The following is a 19,287-nucleotide window of genomic DNA, read 5'->3' on the forward strand; positions in this document are numbered from 1 at the left end:
AATCGCGTCAGCGCTTGTCGGCGACTTCGGCCGGAATCTGCGTCTCGGCCAGCGGGCGCACACCATTGGGCGAGGTCGGGTCGACGATCACCATGGTTTCGGTGGAGCCATCGGGCCAGACAACCTGGAAAGTGCTGCCGGCCGGCAGCGAGGCAAACGGCGCGCCACTCTGCGCGCGATACACCGCGGCCACCTGGCTGGCACCGGCGCGGCGCACGTCTTCCTGCGCCTTCACCGAAGTCAGTTCAACCTTGGAAAGGTGCCGGTAGCGATCCTCGTAGGTGTCGATCATCAGCAGGCCAACCGCGCCGGCCGAATACGCGACAAACAACGCCACCCAGAACCAGAACTTGGCCCCGTGCAGGAATCGACGGTAATTCATTGCCCGTTCCTCTTTCCAATCAATTGCTTGATCCATTCGTTCATCGTCCCCGCACCTTGCCGCGATACAGCAGCGTCATACACGAAATCCTGGAAATCCTGCGTCCCATCCTGCGAACAGATCCCTCCGTTCGCGCAGTAACTGTTCATCAGCACGCTGTCGGCGCCACACGGTAGACCGAGCTGGCAGGCAGCCACCCGCCACGCCATCTCACTGAGCTGTTCGCCGGCCACCATGTTGGCCAGCGCCTTGTCGCCAGCAGCGCGCACGCCCATGCCCGGCGCCAGGGCCATGTAGGCCTCCGGGTCGCGCGAGGTACGCACGCGCTCCACCAGGTCGCGGCGGTACTGGTCATTGCTGTGCAGCGGCTCGCCCTCGGCGAACAGCGCGGCTTCGGCGGCCAGGTTGCCCTGCAGGGCCGCACGGCGGCGTTCGTTGAACACCAGCGACGGGCCCAGCTTGTCGCCCGGCACGAAACCACCGCACCGCTGCGCCACGCGCTCGCGCGCATGCACCATCGCCGGCGCCGCGCTCAGGCCGAGGCCGGCCAGCACGTTGTTGTCCAGGCGGTAGCCACCGGGATCGACCGCGTACTGCGCGCAGTAGTCGTAGACCCGGCTGAGCATCCAGCGCGCTTCATGATTGCCCTGCTCTGCCTGCGCCTTCAGACGCTGCGCGTAGGCGAACAGATCGGTCTCGCCTTCGATGTCGGCGCGGATGTCCAACGGCAGGCCCGACGGCAGCGCGCTGCTGCGCTCGAAGCCAGCCAGACGGCGGGCCAGCGCTTCGGGCATCACCGGTTCCAGCGCGTCCTGCACGCTGGCGGTGGACACCGCCAGCGGCGCGCCCACGTCCACCTGCGCCGCGTGGCCATGGCCACTGGCCCGATAACCGGCCACGCCCAGCACGGCCACGGCCGGCAGCACGAGCAACCAGGTTTTAAGGGTCGGGGCGAGAGCCATCGGCGGTCGGTTACGGCACGTCGGGCAGGAAAGCGCCAAGTTTAGCAAGGCCCGTGAGACCTGTCTGAATCGGCCTCGTTCAGCCCCGGCCAGCATCTCAGGGGATACGGAGACGGCCGGATGGTCTAGCATGGCCCCCTTTCCCGCGATTGCCCCCACCGCCATGCCGTTCCTGGAACTGACCCTGCGCTGCACCGAAGCCACCCAGCCCCGCTATGAGAACGCGCTGGAGGACGTGGGCGCGCTGGCGGTCACCCTGCTCGATGCCGAGGCCGACACCAGCAACGAACAGGCCATCCTCGAGCCGGGCGTGGGCGAGACCCCGCTGTGGGACACCCTTGTACTGAGCGCGCTGTTCCCGGCCGACAGCAACGCGTTGTTGCTGCTGGCGGCGCTGGAGGCCTTCGACCCGGAGCTGGACTGGACCGGCGGCAGCTTCCGCGCGGTCGAGGACGAAGACTGGGAACGCGCCTGGCTGGACCAGTTCCAGCCGATGGACTTCGGCAGCCGTACCTGGATCGTGCCGTGGAACCATGAGCTGCCGGAGGCCGCGCAGGCTGCCGACGCCGCCATCGTGCGCCTGGACCCGGGCCTGGCGTTCGGCTCGGGCACCCACCCGACCACCGCGCTGTGCCTGCGCTGGCTGGACCAGCTGGCCGTGGATGGCCTGCTGCAGGGCCAGCGCGTGCTCGACTTCGGCTGTGGCTCGGGCATTCTCGCCCTGGCCGCGCTGAAGCTCGGTGCCGCCCAGGCCATCGGCGTGGACAACGACCCGCAGGCGCTGATCGCCACCGCCGACAACGCCGAGCGCAATGGCGAGCAGGCCCGCATGCACGTGTACCTGCCGCAGGACGAACCGGTGGCCACCTACCCGATCGTGGTCGCCAACATCCTCGCCTCGGCACTCGATGCACTGGCCGAACTGCTGGCCGCACGCGTCGCTGCCGGTGGCCGCATCGCCCTGTCGGGCATCCTGCATGGCCAGGAAGGCGAACTGCTGCAGCGTTACGCGGCGTGGTTCGACGACCTGCAGGCCACCCAGGACGGCGACTGGATGCGCATCACCGGCGTACGCCGCGCCTGATCGTGGTTGAATGACCGCTGGATCCGAGCCCGCGCCCTGAGCATGTCCGAGCCGAACCCGCCGCGTCGTCCGCTTGCCACCTTCCTGCGTTCCGCGCCGGGAACCGATGCGCCGCCCGACACCGGGCAGGCGCAGGAACCCGCTGACGACACGACGGATGCCACCCTCGATCAGACGGCACCGTTGGAACTGCCGGCCGAACCGGTGGTGGACACACCGACACCGCCGCAGACGCGACAGTCCGATGACACTGTCATCGAACCGTCCTCCCGCATCGACGCGCCTGCGTCGGTCGCACCCGCCAGCGATGCACCCAGCTTTCTCGGCGCCCGCCCGCGTGCCCTGCCGACGCCGCGCTGGCACTGGGCAATGGTAGCCGTGCTGGCACTGCTGCTGGTGCTGCAGAGCGTGCTGGCCGATCGCGCGCGACTGGCTGCTGATGCCGCGCACCGCCCGTGGGTCAGTGCGCTGTGCGGTGTCCTGCGCTGCAGCCTGCCGGCGTGGCGCGAACCGACCGCACTGACCATGACCAGCCGCGAGATCCGTCCGCTGCCCGGGCAGGCCGGTGTGCTGCAGGTCCAGGCCAGCATCCGCAACGATGCGCGCTGGGCGCAGGCATGGCCCGACCTGCGCCTGTCACTGGCTGATGCCGATGGCCGGGTGATCGGCACCGGTGTGTTCCCGCCCGCGCAGTACCTGGGCGAGAACCCCGGCGCGGCCCTGCTGGAACCGGGGCAGAGCGCACGCATCGCCTTCCGCGTACAGGAGCCTGCGGCCTCCACGGTCGCATTCACCTTCGAGTTCCTTTGAGCGGGACGAAGGCGTCCAGCCGTGGCAGGTCGGGCACGCTCGCGCTAGACTGGCCGCCACCACCTCGTCCGGCCGCGCGCTCCGCGCGCACGGGCCACCGAATCGGGAACCCCCTTGAACGCTGTCCTTTCTCGTCCTGACAACAGTCGTGGCGGTGCCCGGCCACCGCTGCGTGAACACGTCGCCCAGTCCGTGCGCCGCTACCTTCGTGACCTCGATGGCTGCGACGCGGACGATGTCTACGAGATCGTGCTGCGCGAGATGGAGATTCCGCTGTTCGTGGAAGTGCTCAACCACTGCGAAGGCAACCAGAGCCGCGCCGCGGCGATGCTGGGCATCCACCGCGCCACGCTGCGCAAGAAGCTGAAGGAATACGGCATCAGCGCGTAAACGCGGCCCGCCGGGCATGGCCCGGCGCTACCGATGCCGGCAGTAGATCCACGCCATGCGTGGATGAGAACCCGACGGAATCGAAATAGGGGTCAGAGCCCTTCGCCGTGCGAAGGGATCCGACCCCGGGTTGATCACCCCACCCCGCCCGCCTTCCAGTAATACCGCACCACATGGAAGAACACCGGCGCGGCGAAGCACACTGAATCCAGCCGGTCGAGCATGCCGCCATGGCCCTCGATCATGTGGCCCCAGTCCTTGATGCCGCGGTCGCGCTTGATCGCCGACATCACCAGGCCACCCCAGAATCCCATCAGGTTGATCAGCAGCGACAGGCCGAATGCCTGCAGCGGCGTGAACGGAGTGATCCACCACAGCGCCGCACCCAGCGCGCTGGCACTGAGCACGCCGCCGACGAAGCCTTCCACCGTCTTCGACGGCGACAGCTTAGGAGCGATCAGGCGCTTGCCCAGCAGCTTGCCCCAGATGTACTGCAGCACGTCCGAGGACTGCACCACGATCACCAGGAAGGCGAACAGCAGCACGTTGCGCGACGGGTCGTGGCCGGGCACGTGCAGGTTCAGCAGCAGCGGCACGTGCGAAATGCAGAACACGCAGATCATCAGCCCCCACTGCACCTTGGCCGTGCGTTCCAGGTAGTGCGTGGTGTCGCCGCCGATGGTCGACAGGATCGGCAGGAACAGGAACGCATAGACCGGAATCAGCAGCGTGTACATGCCGTACCAGTCGATCCACACCAGGTAATACTGCCATGGCAGCACGATGTAGAACGCGGCCAGCAGCGCGTAGTAATCACCCGAACGCGTGGGCGCAAGGGTGATGAACTCGCGCAGCGCGAACAGCGAGATGATCGCGAACAGCACGATCACCCCGGCGCGGCCGAACAGCAGCGCACCGCCCACCACGATGGCCATCACCCACCACGCGCGGATGCGCGAGACGAGGTTGGCGATGACCGCGCTGGGGCTCTCGCGCTGGCGCCAGCGCAGCGTCTCCGATACCAGCGTGGCCAGCACCAGCACCGCACCGACACCAGCAAACAACAGGCCGGTCTGCTGGCCCACGCTCTGCGTGGCCAGGTCGCCGGATACATCCAGCAGGAAACTCATGCGCGGCCTCCGTTCGGTGCCAGGTCGAGCAGCGCCTGGCGGCTGCGCGCGAGGAACGCGGCCTTGTCCTCATCGGCCTGCAGGCGCAGCGGCGTGCCGAAGGTCGCCGTGCACAGCAGCGGCAGTGGCAGGAAACGCCCCTTGGGCATCACCCGTTTCAGGTTGTCGATCCACACCGGTACGAACTCCAGTTCCGGGCGCTGCCGCGCCAGATGATAGATGCCACTCTTGAACGGCAGCAGCGGTTCCTCGCCGATATTGCGCGTGCCTTCCGGGAACAGGATCAACGAACATCCCTCGTCCACCGCATCGCGCAGCCCCTGCAGCGGATCCTGCTGGCGCCGCGCGGCGTCGCGCTCGACCAGCACGCCGTTGAACACCGCATCGATCAGGTAACGGCGCAGCGCATCGCCCTGCCAGTACTCGGCGGCGGCGACGGGCCGCACCTGGCGACGCAGTGCCGGCGGCATCGACGACCAGATCAGCACGAAGTCACCATGGCTGGCATGGTTGCCGTAGTACACGCGGTGTTCGCTGGACGGCGCACAGCCGATCCACAGCGCGCGCGCACCGGTCACCCCATGGATCGCGCCACTGCAGGCGCGGGCGATCAGCTCAGCAAACATCGATACCTCCGCTCAGGTCTGCGGCCACAGCACGGCCAGCAGGAGCACCGAAAACTGCAGCAGCGTGGCCACGTACTGGTGCACCAGCAGGCGGCGCATGCCGATCCAGCGTGCGTCCCAGCCGCGCACCGGCGCCTGCGCATCGCGGCGGCGCAGGCCGACGGTGTGCAGGGCCGCGTCCACCCGCTCGGCCGCGGCATCGCCCTGCAGGTCTTCGCGCAGCAGCAGCTGCAGCAGGCTGGCATCCAGCTGCACCCGAACCGCGTAGTACGCCTGCACCACACCCACGGCCACGCTCAGCAACAGCAGGCCGGCGGCGAACATCGCCAGGCCGGGCTCGATGCCCAGCAGCAACAGCGCCACCAGCAGAAGGCCCAGTGACAGCGCGGCAGGCAACCGGCCCTGGCGCAGCAGCAGGTGCATCATCGGCAGATCGGCAGCGGTACTCATGCGTTGCTCTCCCGTGTGGCGGCGGCCGCGATGGTCTGTAGGTGAACGTCATGCAGGACAATGGACGGCCGCGCGGCACGCACCCGCGCCACTGCCTCGGCGGCGCTGCGCACCCGGCCGGTACGCAGCAGCCAGGTAGCGACGCTGGCCGCACTGCGCGAATAGCCCAGCGCGCAGCACACCAGCAGCGGCCCCTGCGCACGCAGCGCTTCGATGGCATCGGCGGCCTCGGCCAGCTGCGCCGGCGTGGGCACCACCAGATCCAGCATCGGCACGCTGGCATAGGCCGCACCCGGCGCCTTGCAGGACAGCTCGGCACAGGCATCGACCACGCCACGCAACGGCGCTGGCAGCGCGGCGCAGGGAATGCGGCCCAGCCACACCCCGCCTGCCACCTCGACCGGCTGCGGCGCACTGCGCGTCCACAACCGCGAATTGATCCAGGCCGCGGCCAGGTACGGCGCCAGCAGCCAGCGCGCGGCCATGGTCAGTCGCCCATCGGCGCGCTTCTGGAACACCGCCGTGCCCAGCCCGGCATAGGCCAGCGCCACCAGCAGCAGCGACACCACCGGCCACAGCAGCCACAGTGCCGCGCCGCCCAGCATCACCACCGGCACCAGCAGCACGGCCGCGCCCAGCAGATAGGACGAGGCCAGACGCCAGCGCTTTGGATCGCGCGCCGTGCGCCACGCCCGCAGCGGCGGCGTGCCCTGCTCCGGCCACAGCCACACGCACAGCCAGCCGGCCAGCAGCCCGGTGGGCACATCGATGAAGTGGTGCTGGAAGGTGGTCAGCACCGAAACGCCGATCAGCAGCGCCCAGCCGTGCAGCAGCCAGCGCCACGCGCCCTGCAGGTACTGCGCGTACTTCACCCACAGCACGATCAGCAGCACGATGTGCAGCGACGGCGCTTGGTTGAACGGCTTGTCGAAACCCAGCAGCACATCGAACAGCCAGCCGAACACGCCGCCGATGTCCGGCCGTTCAAAGCTGAAGCGCAGCGGCCACAGCAGGAAGCAGGCCACCGCGATCAGCTGCGCACTGAACAGCCGCAGCGCGTGCCGGTCCAGCTCGAGGCGCTGCCGGCACAGGAAGAACGAGATCGCATAGAACAGGTCGATCGACCAGTACGGCACGATCGTCCACGGCACGAACGGAATGTGCGCTTCCCAGGCGAACGCCATCACCGGCAGCGTGGCGTGGCGCCCGGCCATCCAATTGGCGAAGCCATAGCTGGCGAAGAAGAACGGACCCAGCAGCACCAGCCACAGCAGCGCGCGCCGCCAGGGGCGCCCTGCCACGGCCAGCGGGGTGGCGGCCAGCGTCGCCATCACGCGGTCCGGCGCGCCAGCGACACGGTGAAGATGCCGAACTCGTCGATGCGCTGCGCCACCTTCTCGAAGCCGGCCAGGCGCACCAGCTCATCCATTTCCTGCTGGGTACGACGGCGCATCACCCACGCCGCACCACCGCGGTGGCTGGTCAGCGCGCGGGCGATGAATTCCAGCTGCGGGTGCCAGGGCTGGCCGGTATAGGCCAGGTAGCCGCCCACCGGCACGGTCGCGGCGATGCCCTGCAGCGAACGCAGCACCGCATCGTTGTCGGGGAACAGTTCGTACAGGCCCGACACCACCGCCAGCGTCGGCGCCGGGTCGACCTGCGCCAGCTGCGCCGGGTCGAATGCATCGCCCTGTTCGAAGCGGGCGATGTCGGTCGCCCCCAGGCGTTCGATCAAGGCCTGGCCCTGGGTCACGTTCAGTTCGCTGAAATCGCGCAGCACGATGCGCTCGGCGCGCTGTTCGCCCTGCCCCAGTGCTTCCAGCACGTAGCGCCCGTGGCCTGCGGCCACGTCCAGCACGCGTACCGGCGTGCCCTGCCCGCGCAGGCGCTGGGCGGCGTCGCGCAGCAGTTCCTGCAGGTGCTGGCCACGGATGCGGATGCCGCGCCAGCCGATCGCGTCGAGGTAGTTGCGGTCGACCATGCGGCCCAGCGGGCCCTTGCCGCGCGCTTCGTCGCGGTAGATGTAGTCCAGCGTGCTGCCCGAATCGAAGCCGGTCTGCAGGCCCAGGGCGATGCCTTCAGAGAGCGTGCCGCCGACGCGCAGGCCGCCACGCACCACGCGCCAGCGCAGGTCGGCCAGGCTGTTGCGCTCCGGCGGCCAGGCCAGTATTTCCGATTCTTCGAAGGTCGGGCCATGGCGGTGCGCATCGCGCCGCGACAGTTCGCGCAGCGGCTCGGCGAAGCGTGCCTGGATGAAGCTGCGGATGCGCGCCAGCGCCGGCGCGCGGTCACGTTCGCCGAGGGTATCGTGGAAGAAGCCCGGCAGGTGCACACGTTCCTTGATCGGGCTGGACAGGCGCTCGTAGAAGCGGTCCTGCGGGCCACGGTGCACCACGAAATCCGAACCGGATACCAGCAGCTGCACCGGCACACTGATCGCCTGCGCATCTGCCACGATGCGGTCGGCAGCCTCGTACAGACCCAGCAGCACGCGCACCGAGATCGGCCGGGTGATCAGCGGATCGGTGCGGTAGCTTTCCACACGTGCCGGATCGTGGGTCAGCCACTGCGGCTTGACGTAGCTGTTGACGAAGAAGTTGCCGCGCAGCTTCTGCATCAGGGTCAGGCCAGCGCGCGCGAACGGCACGTACAGCTTCACCTTGAACGCCGGCGAAGCCATGACCAGCGCGCGCAGGCGCGGCGCGTAGTCGTGCACCCAGGTGGCGGCCACCACGGCACCCACGCTCTGCGCGATCACCACGATGTCCTCCACCGCAATGCCGTGCTCGGCACCGATGTGGGCGATGAAGCTGTCCAGGTCGCGCACCAGCGCCGGGAAACCCGGTGCATCACCGCGCGCGCCCGGCGAACGGCCGTTGCCGCGCGCATCCCAGGCGAAGAACGCGGTGTCGGGCAGGTCCAGCTCATCGACCAGGTGGGTGACCCGGCCGGAATGCTCGTGGCCGCGGTGCAGCAGCACGATGGCCTTGGCCGGCGTGGTCGTCGTGGTGCTCGCCCAGTACCGGTAGAACAGCGGTACCTGGTCGAAGCTTTGGAATTCCTGTTCCTGCGCCTGACGCATGCAATCTCCAGATTGTCTTGTTGTTTGTCGTTGATTACTGCGGCGGAGTCGCCGCTTCCTGCAGCCCGCGGCGGACGCGGTTGATCATCGTCAGCACGCACAGTGCGGCCATGGCCGCAGCCACGCCAGTGACCGTCATCGCGCCAATCCACCCGAACGCCAGCAGCAGGCCCAGCGCCCCGATCACGAAGGCGCGGTCGCTCTTGCCCATCGGGCCGTCGTAGCGGCGGCTGGCACCAACCATCAGCCCCAGTACGCCGGCGTATTCGCTCAGCGCCGCGGTCCAGGCCAGCAGCCACAACGCCTCGGGCCGTACGCCCGGCACGCCGAGCAGAGCGAGGTAGAGCGCGGCGTCGGCGATCACATCGCACAACTCGTTCAGGTAGGCACCCAGCTTCGACTGCTGGCCGAACTCGCGGGCCAGCATGCCGTCCACGGCGTTGAGGGCCATGCGCAGCAGCATCCACAGCGGCAGCAGCAGGTACAGCAGCGGCTGCGTGGGCGCGCAGCACCATACGGCGGCGGCCACCAGCAGCGAGACCACGGCGGCAGCCACGGTCACCGTGTTGGCGGTGATGCCGAGGCGGTAGAGCCCGCGCACGGCCGGACGCAAGAGGTCCTGGAAACGTCCTTTCAAAGCATAGATCGACACGATCTGAACCCGCTGATCCCTGGCAGTTCCGGCATAGCCTACCCCATGGCGTGTTCAGCCCGGCATGCCGATGCAGGCCGTTTTCCCCTGCCGGGGCCAGCAAAGCGCGCCGGCAGCGCCCGCCACCGCCCCCCACGAACTACAATATCGGCCCCGCTCCGCTGCCGATTGCCCTGTCCCCATGACTGCTGATCTGTTGCCCGTCCGTCGGGCCCTCCTTTCCGTTTCCGACAAGACCGGCCTGGTCGAGCTGGCCACCGCGCTGGCCGCCCGCGGCGTCGAGCTGCTGTCCACCGGCGGCACCGCCAAGGCGATCCGCGATGCGGGCCTGGCCGTGAAGGACGTGGCCGACGTCACCGGTTTCCCGGAAATGATGGACGGCCGGGTCAAGACCCTGCACCCAATGGTGCACGGCGGCCTGCTGGGCCGTTCGGGCCTGGATGACGCGGTGATGGCCGAGCACGGCATCGGCGCCATCGACCTGCTGGTACTGAACCTGTACCCGTTCGAATCGGTCACCGCCAAGGCCGACTGCACCCTGGCCGACGCGGTGGAGAACATCGACATCGGCGGCCCGGCCATGCTGCGCTCGGCGGCCAAGAACTTCGCCCGCGTGGCGGTGGCCACCGACCCGTCGCAGTACGCCGAACTGCTGGCCTCGCTGGACGCCAACGACGGCCAGCTGAGCGCGGGCACCCGCTTCGCCTTCTCGGTGGCCGCGTTCAACCGCGTCGCCCAGTACGACGCGGCCATCAGCAACTACCTGTCGGCGGTCACCGCCACCGATGCTGCCGTGCCGGCGCGTGCCGAGTACCCGGCGCAGATGAATTCCACTTTCGTGAAGGTGATGGACCTGCGCTATGGCGAGAACCCGCACCAGAGCGGCGCGTTCTACCGCGACCTGTACCCGGTGCCGGGCACCCTGGCCACGTTCCAGCAGCTGCAGGGCAAGGAACTGAGCTACAACAACCTGGCCGATGCCGATGCGGCGTGGGAATGCGTGCGCCAGTTCGATGCGCCGGCCTGCGTCATCGTCAAGCACGCCAACCCGTGCGGCGTGGCCGTCGGTGCCGGCAACGGCGATGCCTACGAGCTGGCCTACGCCACCGACCCGACCAGCGCCTTCGGCGGCATCATCGCCTTCAACAAGCCGCTCGATGCGGCCACTGCGAAGGTCATCCTCGACCGCCAGTTCGTCGAAGTGCTGATCGCCCCCGACTACGAGCCGGCCGCGCTGGAATACGCGCTGAAGAAGGCCAACGTTCGCGTGCTGCGCATCCCGCACGGTGATGGCCTGAACAACTTCGACAGCAAGCGCGTGGGCTCGGGCCTGCTGCTGCAGTCGTCGGACAACCGCGGCATGACCCGCGACGAACTGAAGGTGGTCAGCAAGCTGGCGCCGACCGACAAGCAGTTCACCGACCTGCTGTTCGCCTGGAACGTGGCCAAGTTCGTGAAGTCCAACGCGATTGTGTACGCCAAGGACAACCGCACGATTGGCGTCGGCGCCGGCCAGATGAGCCGCGTCTATTCCGCGCGCATCGCCGGCATCAAGGCGGCCGACGCGAACCTGGTGGTGGAAGGTTCGGTGATGGCCTCCGATGCGTTCTTCCCGTTCCGCGATGGCATCGACGCCGCAGCGGCCGCCGGCATCAAGGCCGTCATCCAGCCGGGCGGTTCGATGCGCGATGCTGAAGTGATCGCCGCCGCCGACGAACATGGCCTGGCCATGGTGTTCACCGGCGTTCGCCACTTCCGCCACTGATCCTGGAGCGACACGGATGTCCGCAGTTTCGATCAAGCCCCTGGTCCTGCCTGCCCTGATGGGCGCGGCCCTGCTGGCCGGCTGCAAGCCGGCCGCCGAGCCGGCACCCGCCTCTGGCCCCCAGGCAGATGCGCTTCCAGCGGCCAGCACCGCAGCGGCCGGGCATGTCAGCCGCACCGCGCGTCTGCAGGCCTTCCTGACCGCGCGTTACGGCAAGGACGCGCAGCTGTCCGACGGCTGGCGCGGCAACTGGACGCAGGACGGCGACACCCGCCCGGTCGACTGGGCGGTCTGCGCCGAACAGCCGGTGGTCAGCGGTGACAGCTGGCAGCAGCTGCTGGCGGTGTGCGGCGAAGTGGTCGACGCCGGCCATGCCGACGCGGGCACCATCGATTACTACGTGCTGCGCCCGTCTGGCGATGGCTTCGAGGTGGCGGCCGAGCTGACCGGCGGCACCTATGGCAGCAGCGGCCGCCCGGGCAGCGTCCAGGTCCTGCGCTTCGGCAGCGATTTCTACGGCTTCCGCAACGTCAGCGGCTGGTACGGCCAGGGCTATTCGCTGCAGACGCAGAGCTTCATCCTGCCCGGCCCGAACGGTCTGGTGGATGCCGGCAGCGTGCGCAGCCACATCGACAACACCGCGGCCTACGACTGCGACGACGCCGAGCAGGCCGAAGACTGCCGCACCCGCATGTTCGACTTTGATTTCGAACTGCGCATGGACGACAGCAACCGCAGCGCGCGCATCTGGCCGCTGCTGATCGAGGAATCCGGCAGCAGCTGTGGCGGCAGCAACGTGCGCCGCACGCACCGCTTCAGGCTGGATCCGAAGACCTGGACCTATTCCTTCCCCGACGCGCTGCAACGCGAGGGCTGCGAGTGAACCACGCGCGCCGCCGGGGGCATCGCCCTTCCCTTCCCACGCAATCTGGAATCTCGTGATGAACGTACTTGTCATCGGCTCTGGCGGCCGCGAACACGCCCTGGCATGGAAGCTGGCCCAGTCCTCCCGTGTCGCCGAAGTGATCGTGGCGCCCGGCAATGCCGGCACCGCCAACGAAGACAAGTGCCGCAACGTGGCGGTGAAGGTGACCGACATCGACGGCCTGCTGGCGCTGGCCCAGGCCGAAGGCGTGGCGCTGACCGTGGTCGGCCCGGAAGTGCCGCTTGTGGCCGGCGTGGTCGACCGCTTCCGCGCCGCCGGCCTGCGCATCTTCGGGCCGACCGCCGCCGCCGCGCAGCTGGAAGGCAGCAAGGCCTACGCCAAGGATTTCCTGGCCCGCCACAACATCCCCACCGCGTTCTACGCCGTGCACACCGAGGTAGACGCCGCGCTGGCCTACATCCGCGAGAAGGGTGCACCGATCGTAGTCAAGGCCGATGGCCTGGCTGCCGGCAAGGGCGTGATCGTGGCGATGAACCAGGCCGAGGCCGAGGATGCGGTACGTGACATGCTCTCGGGCAACGCCTTCGGCGATGCCGGCGCGCGCGTGGTCATCGAGGAGTTTCTTGATGGCGAGGAAGCCAGCTTCATTTCGATGGTCGACGGCGTGCACGCGCTGCCGATGGCCACCTCGCAGGACCACAAGCGCGTCGGCGACGGCGACACCGGCCCGAACACCGGTGGCATGGGCGCCTACTCGCCCGCGCCAGTGGTGACGCCCGAGGTGCACGCGCGGGTGATGCGCGAGGTGGTGAACCCGACCGTGCAGGGCATGATCGCCGACGGCATCCCGTTCACCGGCTTCCTCTATGCCGGCCTGATGATCGATGCCAGCGGCGCGCCGAAGGTGATCGAGTTCAACGTGCGCTTCGGCGACCCGGAAACCCAGCCGGTGATGCTGCGCCTGCAGTCGGACCTGGTGGACCTGGTGGAAGCGGCCATCGATGGTCGTCTGGGCCAGGTGGACGCGCAGTGGGATCCGCGCCCGTCGCTGGGCGTGGTGCTGGCCGCCAAGCCTTATCCGGAAGCGCCGATCACCGGCGACGTGATCTCCGGCCTGGACGACGTGCCCGCCAACGCCAAGGTGTTCCATGCCGGCACCGCGCTGGATGCACAGGGCCAGGTGCTCAGCGCCGGCGGCCGCGTGCTGTGCGTGGCCGCGCTGGGCGACAGCGTGCGCGAGGCGCAGGCCAACGCGTATGCCGGCGTGGCCAAGGTGACGTGGGCCAACGAGTTCCACCGCACCGACATCGGCTGGCGCGCGATCGCACGCGAGGGGTGAGGCAGGCGCAGCATCAGGGCATCCACGCATGGCGTGGATCTACCACTGATGTCGTTCATGCTTGGCGTGGATTGAACACCACGGAAAAGCAAGGGCCCGGCATAACCGGGCCTTTGCTTTACAGGACTGCTTCGAGCCCCTTCCGATCAATCAGGTTGAGCAACTTCAGTGATGGTCCGCTGGGCTTCTTCTCGCCTTGTTCCCAGCTGCGTACGGTGGAAACGCTGGTATTGAGAACGCCTGCAAAGACCGGCTGACTGAGCCTCAGCGAGGTACGCAGCGCTCGGATCTGGGCACTGCTGTAGTCGGGAACAGGCTCAAGACAGAGCGCCTCGTAGCTGCTCAACCGGCGTTTGTCGATGAAGCCATGCGTGTGCAGGCTCACAGCAGCATCGTGCACCGCCTCAGGAAGCGCACTTCTCGCGCGCCTTCGCTCAAGGGCCTTCGCCATGGCAGATCTCCTGTAAATCCCCGTACTCCACGGCACGCTTCAACTGTGCCCCGCTCATTTTCAGAAATTCCGATGCGTACAACTGCAGCGCATCTCGTTCCACATTTTTTGAAGAGGCCTCCGCCAGGATCTGCATCCACCAGACCCGCTTCCATTTCCATTACCGCCCGGCACAAGGCTGCGTCGGACAGCATGGTCCTGCGTATGCTGCGATTGAAAGCTCGAGTACGGAATACGCGCGACATGATCATGCCGTGCCACCGAGTGGTACGGCGTGAACATCAGCATCCAGCGCATGACGCGGTCGGCACAGTCCCCGTCCCGCCCTCAGAGCAAATCCACGCCATGCGTGGATACGCCCCACAAACAAAAAGGCCCGGCATTGCCGGGCCTTTCTTCATTCCAACGCCTTCCCGCTTACGCGGTGAACAGCGCCTTCATCTTCTTCAGCGCGTTCGCTTCGACCTGGCGGATGCGCTCGGCGGACACGCCATACTCATCGGCCAGTTCCTGCAGCGTCACCTTGCTGTCGGCATCCAGCCAGCGGCGGCGGATGATGTCGCGCGAGCGGGCATCCAGCTCGGCCAGGCCTTCGCGCAGCAGTTGCATCTGGTTGTCTTCGCTGTCCTCGCGCTCGTAGGCCATCGACGGATCTTCGTCGTTGGACACCAGGAACGCAGCCGGCGACGGCGGCGCATGATCGTTGTCCTCGTCGGTCGGCGCATCGAAACCGATATCGCGACCGGACAGGCGCGATTCCATTTCCATGACCTCGCGCTCGGACACGTTCAGGTCCTTGGCGACGGCGCTGACTTCGGCCGCGTTCATCCAGCCCAGCCGCGTCTTCGACTTGCGCAGGTTGAAGAACAGCTTGCGCTGCGCCTTGGTCGTGGCGACCTTGACGATGCGCCAGTTCTTGAGGATGAACTCGTGCATTTCCGCACGGATCCAATGCACGGCGAAGGACACCAGGCGCACGCCCATGTCGGGGTCGAAGCGCTTGACCGCCTTCATCAGGCCGATGTTGCCTTCCTGGATCAGGTCGCCCAGCGCAAGGCCGTAGCCGTTGTAACCGCGGGCCACGTGCACCACGAAGCGCAGGTGCGAATGCACCAGCTCACGTGCGGCGTCCAGATCGTCACCGTCGCGGAAACGACGGGCCAGGTCCTGTTCGTCATCGACCGACAGCACCGGAATCTGGTGCACGGCACCGATGTAGGCGTCCAGCGAACCGAGCGCACTGGGAATCGGGAGATTGTTTGCCACAAGGGCAGTATAGGTATTCTGGCTCATAGGGCTCATCTTAGCAGTCCGGCTTTTGGACTGCTAAAGCGGGAGGAAGTTCCAGTGTTCCGTGAACAGAACACTGGGCGATTCAACATCCCTACCCTATCGCGAATTGATGACAATGGCGAGCGGGCTCGACCGTGGTCGAATTCTTTAAAAATCAACCACTTGAAGAGAATCAGGTGCATGAATGGTCGTTTTGGGCCGCAAAATCCCACGGCGCCACCCCATTCAGCCCGGCGATGTTGCCGGTCGTTCAGCCCAGGGCCGCAGGACCGCCCTCGGGCGGCCTCAATAATATCCGGCCATGTTCAGGAAGAAGCCCTTCTGGTCGTACTTCAGCTCGGTCATGTCGTCGCTGAACTCGGTGAAGTTGTAGCCCACGCCGACCTTGAAGTTCTCGCCCACCCGCCGGTCCACGCCCAGCAGCCAGCCCTTGCGGACGCCACCGTCGCGCACCTTCAGCCAGCGGTGCTCGGCCAGCCCTTCCCACTCCGCGAACAGGCGGTAGCGCAGCTGCAGGGCGGCGAAGTCGGCGCGGCTGTCCAGCCAGGCGCCCTCGCCACGGCCGGTGCGGTAGTCGCCCCAGCGCGAGGCCAGCTTGGCCGCCATCTCCCAGCGCTCGCCGATCTGGCGGATGCCTTCCAGCGACAGCACCTGCGAACGCTGGTCGTACAGGTTGCCGCCTTCCTGGCCCAGCGACGCCACGTCATAGAGGTAGGTGAACTTGCCGAAGCCGGCCCAGCGCGTGTTGTCGTGCGGGCGCCAGGCGAAGCCAACATTGGTTTCCACCAGCTTGGCATCGGCCACCGGATTGATCCGGTCCTGGGTGTCGGCGTAGTTCGCGCGCAGGGCGAAGCGCCAGTCTTCGTTGAGCTTGTACAGCAGGCGGTTGGTGGTCACCCACTGCTCGCGCTGCTCGGCGCCGCTGTCGCGGCGGTATTCCAGCTTGCTGCTCCATTGCGCCACCGCATCGGTACGGCCGCCGCTGACGCTGTACGCACGGCGGTTGATGCGGCCCACGGTGGATTCCAGCTCGCCGTCCATCAGGGTGAAGCCCAGGTTCCAGCCCTGAGCCGGGTAGAAGTCCATGCCGAAGGTGTGCACCAGGCCCGCGCTGTCCTGGCGGCGGTCCTTCAGGTACTGGCTTTCGTTGTAGACGTTCACCTGGTTGCTCAGGCGCCAGCGCTGGCCGACCGTCCAGCCGCTCTGCAGGCCGCTGTCGAACAACGGATCGGTGCCGGTGCGGTCGGTGCTGTAGCTGTAGCTGCCGTACAGGCTGTGGTCGGGCGCCATGCGGTACTCGGCATCGACCTTGCCGCCGTGGCCGCGGCTGCCGCTGCTCAGTTCGGCACCGACGCTGCTGCGGTCGCCGAACAGGTAGCGCGCGCCCAGGGTCAGCAGATCGTTCTTCTCGTAGGCACCGCCGTCATCGTCCAAGGTCACCTGGCCGGTGCCGTACAGCTCCCACGAGGAGCCGAAGCGCTGGCGGTAACCGATCGCCGCCAGCAGCGCGGAGACATCCTGCAGCTCCTGCTCCTCGCGCACCCGGCGCAGTTCGCCGGTCAGCTGGCCATCGTTGCCCAGCCGCCATTCGGCGGTCAGCTGGCTCTGCTCCAGCGCCAGTTCGCCCTGCTCGGTGCGGGTGTGGCGGCCGTACAGGCTGAAATCATCGGTGAGGTAGCCGAGGAACTCCGCGCCGTATTCCTGGATCGGCAGGCCGGTGTCCTGGCGTGCCACCGAGAAGCCAGCGTCGACGTCGCGCCACCACGCGCCCAGGCTCCAGTCCTGGGTGGTCCAGCCGAGCTCGCGCAGGTTGGCGCGCGCTTCCACTGCCGAGGCCTTGCCCGAACGGCGGCCTTCATACGGATTTCGGCGGATGAAGCTGAGGCCGCCGTTGTCCGAATAGAACACCGGCGCCGCAGTCGCATCGGTGCGGGTCTGCTCCATCTTCAGGTAGGTGCCGCGGCCGGCCTGCAGGGTCAGGTCGGCGCCCTTCAGGCTGTAGTTCTCGCCGCTGCGGTTTTCTTCCACCCAAGTGCCACCCACCGCCACGTGGTCGCCGATCCACTGGCGGCCGCGCGCGCCGTAGGTCACGTCGTTGCTGCTGAAGCCCAGCGGCACGTATTCGTAGTCCACCAGCAGCAGCTGGTCGTAGCCGTCCAGCGGCATGTCGCGGGTGATGCTGCGCACGTTCTCGCGGGTCAACTGCGCCAGCGGCCGGGTCAGGATCAGCCGGCCCTGCAGATCGTCGATCTCGTAGTCCACACCTTCCTGCAGGGTGGCGCGGGTTTCGGTGCGGCCGGTGGTGCGGTCGCGCACTTCCAGCACCACCTGTTCCGAGCCCGGCAGCAGGTCGGTATGACGCAGGTAGTACAGGCTGCCGCCGGTGCCGAGGAATTCGCTGTGGCCCGGCGCCGACTGCGCTTCCGACCCGAACACCTTCAGCTGCGAACGCGCTTCACCCAGCGGCGTGGCCGACAGCGAGCGCCAGTTCAACGCGCCGCCGTACAGCGAACGCACGTACTGGCCGTACTCGGTGCCGGTGATGCCGGTGGCGAAGTTGCCCCACAGGGCCTGGCTCTGGTCCCAGTCCACGCGCAGGTACAGGCGGCCCTGGGTGTCGACGTCGCGGTAGGTGGTGGAATCGTCGCCGTACACCGGGTAGTACAGGTCCGGGTCGAGGCGACGGAACACATCCTGCGCATCGGCGCGGCTGAAATCGCGGAACAGGTACTTCAGCTCGCGGTCCTGGGTGTCGGCCTGCGCGGTCACCAGATACTTGCCGCGCATCTTGCCCTTCAGGTAGAACGCCAGCCGGCCTTCGCTGAGGAAGCCATCGGTGTCGCGGTCATCGGCGGCCAGTGGCTGCACGTTGCCACTGGCACTGTTCTTTGACAGGGTCACATCGGCGATGGCGACCAGGAACAGGTAGCGGCCGGTCACGTCCACGTCCAGCTGGCGCTGCGCCGACGGTGCATCGCGCGATTCCACCCGCACGTCATAGCGGTGCTGGCCGACCGGCTCGAGGAACTCGGCGGCGAACTTCTGTTCCAGGTCGACCGGGAAATCCTGGCCGTTGATGCGCACGCGGCTGTTCGGCTCCAGGTTGCGGCCGTACAGGCGCACGCGCGAGCCGTGGATGGGAATGTTCTGCAGGCGCAGCATGCTCTGCCCGTAGATGCTGTTGCTGACCTGCAGGTCCTGCGCGTTGGCCCCGTCCAGCGCCTGGCCCAGGGTCTTCTGCACGTTGTCGCGGGTCACCTGCAGGCCACGGTCGAAGTCGGCCGGAGTGACCAGCTGGATGCGCTGGATCTGCGTTTCATCGAACGCACCGCCGGCACCGTACGCACGCGCTACGTAGATCAGTTCATCACCGGTGCGCAGCTTGAACTGCTCCGGCACGCTGCCATCCCATTCGGCATCGCCCACGTAGTCGGACGGCAGCTCGATGCGCGCCAGCGGGGTCACCAGGTCGGTGTCGGTGCCGCGGTACAGGGTGACTTCCAGCTTGTCGATGAAGGAGGCGTAGTTGTTGTAGCTGTGGAAGCGCAGCGGGCGGATCACCCGGCCGTTTTCGAACGGCACGGTGGCCGCGGCCTGCACGCTCAGGCTGGGCGGCACCATGCTCGGATCTTCAGTGGCCCAGACCACGCCGCCGTTGGGCAGCTCGGCCATGAACTGGCCGCCACGCGCGGACACGTCGGGGGTGACCGCCGGTGCCAGCGGCACACTACCGGTGGCCGATGGATCACTGTGGCCTGGCAGGGGCAGCAGCGGCGCATCGGCGTCATCACCGATCCGCAGCAGCTCACCGTCATTGCTGCGGCAGGTATCACCCTCGCAGCGCACATCGTTGGCCGGTACCGGCACGCTCTGCTGGGCCAGCACCGGGGGAGTGGCCAGCAGCAGGGCGAACACGCTGCAGGACATCGCATGGGGAAGCAGGGCGCGCACGATCAGGGCAGGACTCCGGTGGTTGGTCTTCATC

General features: G+C 67.6%; 18 protein-coding genes and 1 pseudogene. 6 read left to right on the top strand and 13 right to left on the bottom strand.

Annotated elements, in window-relative coordinates; genetic code table 11:
• Nucleotides 1-7: 7 nt before the first annotated feature.
• Both DCO49_RS03755 and DCO49_RS03760 read right to left on the bottom strand, forming a co-directional pair.
• Complete coding sequence (locus tag DCO49_RS03755; protein ID WP_108770185.1) at nucleotides 8-382, bottom strand: hypothetical protein; 375 nt, start codon at nucleotides 380-382, stop codon at nucleotides 8-10.
• Entirely contained in the window at nucleotides 379-1,344 is a 966-nt protein-coding gene (locus tag DCO49_RS03760; RefSeq protein WP_116862874.1) for a hypothetical protein, read from the bottom strand. Before DCO49_RS03760 ends, DCO49_RS03755 begins: the two co-directional genes overlap by 4 nt.
• Before the next feature lie 163 nt (nucleotides 1,345-1,507).
• Between DCO49_RS03760 and prmA the strand changes: the two genes are divergently transcribed.
• The 3 genes from prmA to fis all read left to right on the top strand — a co-directional run bounded on the left by prmA (nucleotide 1,508) and on the right by fis (nucleotide 3,628).
• The gene (gene prmA, locus DCO49_RS03765; RefSeq protein ID WP_116862875.1) at nucleotides 1,508-2,428 is read left to right on the top strand and encodes a 50S ribosomal protein L11 methyltransferase; all 921 of its coding nucleotides are present in this window, start codon (nucleotides 1,508-1,510) and stop codon (nucleotides 2,426-2,428) included.
• Nucleotides 2,429-2,470: 42 nt separating this feature from the next.
• The gene (locus DCO49_RS03770) at nucleotides 2,471-3,238 is read left to right on the top strand and encodes a DUF3426 domain-containing protein (protein ID WP_116862876.1); all 768 of its coding nucleotides are present in this window, start codon (nucleotides 2,471-2,473) and stop codon (nucleotides 3,236-3,238) included.
• A 114-nt stretch (nucleotides 3,239-3,352) separates the two neighbouring features.
• The gene (gene fis, locus DCO49_RS03775) at nucleotides 3,353-3,628 is read left to right on the top strand and encodes a DNA-binding transcriptional regulator Fis (protein WP_116862877.1); all 276 of its coding nucleotides are present in this window, start codon (nucleotides 3,353-3,355) and stop codon (nucleotides 3,626-3,628) included.
• Between the two features lie 134 nt (nucleotides 3,629-3,762).
• Here the strand turns inward: fis and DCO49_RS03780 are convergent, their stop codons facing one another.
• From DCO49_RS03780 to DCO49_RS03805, 6 genes are read right to left on the bottom strand one after another with little or no spacing between them, the layout of a single operon-like run.
• Complete coding sequence (locus DCO49_RS03780; protein ID WP_116862878.1) at nucleotides 3,763-4,758, bottom strand: phosphatidate cytidylyltransferase; 996 nt, start codon at nucleotides 4,756-4,758, stop codon at nucleotides 3,763-3,765.
• Nucleotides 4,755-5,384, bottom strand: coding sequence for a lysophospholipid acyltransferase family protein (locus DCO49_RS03785; RefSeq protein ID WP_116862879.1), 630 nt, complete (start codon nucleotides 5,382-5,384; stop codon nucleotides 4,755-4,757). Before DCO49_RS03785 ends, DCO49_RS03780 begins: the two co-directional genes overlap by 4 nt.
• 12 nt (nucleotides 5,385-5,396) lie before the next feature.
• Nucleotides 5,397-5,834, bottom strand: a complete 438-nt coding sequence (locus DCO49_RS03790; RefSeq protein ID WP_116862880.1) for a hypothetical protein — start codon at nucleotides 5,832-5,834, stop codon at nucleotides 5,397-5,399.
• Nucleotides 5,831-7,165: a phosphatase PAP2/dual specificity phosphatase family protein gene (locus DCO49_RS03795; protein ID WP_116862881.1), complete on the bottom strand. Its 1,335-nt coding sequence runs from the start codon at nucleotides 7,163-7,165 to the stop codon at nucleotides 5,831-5,833. Before DCO49_RS03795 ends, DCO49_RS03790 begins: the two co-directional genes overlap by 4 nt.
• Complete coding sequence (locus tag DCO49_RS03800) at nucleotides 7,165-8,916, bottom strand: bifunctional alpha/beta hydrolase/class I SAM-dependent methyltransferase (protein ID WP_116862882.1); 1,752 nt, start codon at nucleotides 8,914-8,916, stop codon at nucleotides 7,165-7,167. The genes DCO49_RS03795 and DCO49_RS03800 overlap by 1 nt, the downstream gene beginning before the upstream one ends.
• 34 nt (nucleotides 8,917-8,950) lie before the next feature.
• Nucleotides 8,951-9,568, bottom strand: coding sequence for a CDP-alcohol phosphatidyltransferase family protein (locus DCO49_RS03805; protein WP_116862883.1), 618 nt, complete (start codon nucleotides 9,566-9,568; stop codon nucleotides 8,951-8,953).
• A 181-nt stretch (nucleotides 9,569-9,749) separates the two neighbouring features.
• Here DCO49_RS03805 and purH point away from each other — a divergent pair, with 181 nt between their 5' ends.
• Genes purH through purD form a run of 3 tightly spaced genes read left to right on the top strand, consistent with a single transcriptional unit; the run spans nucleotide 9,750 to nucleotide 13,558 of the window.
• Complete coding sequence (purH, locus tag DCO49_RS03810) at nucleotides 9,750-11,333, top strand: bifunctional phosphoribosylaminoimidazolecarboxamide formyltransferase/IMP cyclohydrolase (RefSeq protein WP_116862884.1); 1,584 nt, start codon at nucleotides 9,750-9,752, stop codon at nucleotides 11,331-11,333.
• Between the two features lie 16 nt (nucleotides 11,334-11,349).
• Nucleotides 11,350-12,216: a hypothetical protein gene (locus tag DCO49_RS03815; protein ID WP_116862885.1), complete on the top strand. Its 867-nt coding sequence runs from the start codon at nucleotides 11,350-11,352 to the stop codon at nucleotides 12,214-12,216.
• Between the two features lie 58 nt (nucleotides 12,217-12,274).
• Complete coding sequence (gene purD, locus DCO49_RS03820; RefSeq protein ID WP_116862886.1) at nucleotides 12,275-13,558, top strand: phosphoribosylamine--glycine ligase; 1,284 nt, start codon at nucleotides 12,275-12,277, stop codon at nucleotides 13,556-13,558.
• A 118-nt stretch (nucleotides 13,559-13,676) separates the two neighbouring features.
• On the opposite strand, the gene DCO49_RS03825 is transcribed toward purD, so the two are convergent.
• The 5 genes and pseudogenes from DCO49_RS03825 to DCO49_RS03840 form a co-directional block, all read right to left on the bottom strand.
• The gene (locus DCO49_RS03825; protein WP_116862887.1) at nucleotides 13,677-14,009 is read right to left on the bottom strand and encodes a DNA-binding transcriptional regulator; all 333 of its coding nucleotides are present in this window, start codon (nucleotides 14,007-14,009) and stop codon (nucleotides 13,677-13,679) included.
• Nucleotides 13,993-14,145, bottom strand: a complete 153-nt coding sequence (locus DCO49_RS20455; RefSeq protein ID WP_243402648.1) for a hypothetical protein — start codon at nucleotides 14,143-14,145, stop codon at nucleotides 13,993-13,995. Before DCO49_RS20455 ends, DCO49_RS03825 begins: the two co-directional genes overlap by 17 nt.
• A gap of 28 nt (nucleotides 14,146-14,173) precedes the next feature.
• Nucleotides 14,174-14,260, bottom strand: a pseudogene (locus DCO49_RS20675) (type II toxin-antitoxin system RelE/ParE family toxin); the annotation flags it as partial.
• A gap of 166 nt (nucleotides 14,261-14,426) precedes the next feature.
• The gene (gene rpoH, locus DCO49_RS03835) at nucleotides 14,427-15,302 is read right to left on the bottom strand and encodes an RNA polymerase sigma factor RpoH (protein WP_116862888.1); all 876 of its coding nucleotides are present in this window, start codon (nucleotides 15,300-15,302) and stop codon (nucleotides 14,427-14,429) included.
• 285 nt (nucleotides 15,303-15,587) lie between these two features.
• Nucleotides 15,588-19,286, bottom strand: coding sequence for a TonB-dependent receptor (locus DCO49_RS03840; protein WP_243402647.1), 3,699 nt, complete (start codon nucleotides 19,284-19,286; stop codon nucleotides 15,588-15,590).
• Between the last annotated feature and the right edge of the window lies 1 nt (nucleotide 19,287).

The organism is Stenotrophomonas sp. SPM, assembly GCF_003105135.1.
In the GTDB taxonomy this organism is placed as follows: domain Bacteria; phylum Pseudomonadota; class Gammaproteobacteria; order Xanthomonadales; family Xanthomonadaceae; genus Stenotrophomonas.

Bases quoted from the DNA above. Each gene is read 5' to 3' on its own strand.
- DCO49_RS03755 (WP_108770185.1), bottom strand. From the start codon at position 382: ATGAATTACCGTCGATTCCTGCACGGGGCCAAGTTCTGGTTCTGGGTG.
- DCO49_RS03760 (WP_116862874.1), bottom strand. From the start codon at position 1,344: ATGGCTCTCGCCCCGACCCTTAAAACCTGGTTGCTCGTGCTGCCGGCC.
- prmA (WP_116862875.1), top strand. From the start codon at position 1,508: ATGCCGTTCCTGGAACTGACCCTGCGCTGCACCGAAGCCACCCAGCCC.
- DCO49_RS03770 (WP_116862876.1), top strand. From the start codon at position 2,471: ATGTCCGAGCCGAACCCGCCGCGTCGTCCGCTTGCCACCTTCCTGCGT.
- DCO49_RS03780 (WP_116862878.1), bottom strand. From the start codon at position 4,758: ATGAGTTTCCTGCTGGATGTATCCGGCGACCTGGCCACGCAGAGCGTG.
- DCO49_RS03785 (WP_116862879.1), bottom strand. From the start codon at position 5,384: ATGTTTGCTGAGCTGATCGCCCGCGCCTGCAGTGGCGCGATCCATGGG.
- DCO49_RS03790 (WP_116862880.1), bottom strand. From the start codon at position 5,834: ATGAGTACCGCTGCCGATCTGCCGATGATGCACCTGCTGCTGCGCCAG.
- DCO49_RS03795 (WP_116862881.1), bottom strand. From the start codon at position 7,165: ATGGCGACGCTGGCCGCCACCCCGCTGGCCGTGGCAGGGCGCCCCTGG.
- DCO49_RS03800 (WP_116862882.1), bottom strand. From the start codon at position 8,916: ATGCGTCAGGCGCAGGAACAGGAATTCCAAAGCTTCGACCAGGTACCG.
- purH (WP_116862884.1), top strand. From the start codon at position 9,750: ATGACTGCTGATCTGTTGCCCGTCCGTCGGGCCCTCCTTTCCGTTTCC.
- DCO49_RS03815 (WP_116862885.1), top strand. From the start codon at position 11,350: ATGTCCGCAGTTTCGATCAAGCCCCTGGTCCTGCCTGCCCTGATGGGC.
- purD (WP_116862886.1), top strand. From the start codon at position 12,275: ATGAACGTACTTGTCATCGGCTCTGGCGGCCGCGAACACGCCCTGGCA.
- DCO49_RS03825 (WP_116862887.1), bottom strand. From the start codon at position 14,009: ATGGCGAAGGCCCTTGAGCGAAGGCGCGCGAGAAGTGCGCTTCCTGAG.
- DCO49_RS20455 (WP_243402648.1), bottom strand. From the start codon at position 14,145: ATGCAGATCCTGGCGGAGGCCTCTTCAAAAAATGTGGAACGAGATGCG.
- rpoH (WP_116862888.1), bottom strand. From the start codon at position 15,302: ATGAGCCAGAATACCTATACTGCCCTTGTGGCAAACAATCTCCCGATT.
- DCO49_RS03840 (WP_243402647.1), bottom strand. From the start codon at position 19,286: ATGAAGACCAACCACCGGAGTCCTGCCCTGATCGTGCGCGCCCTGCTT.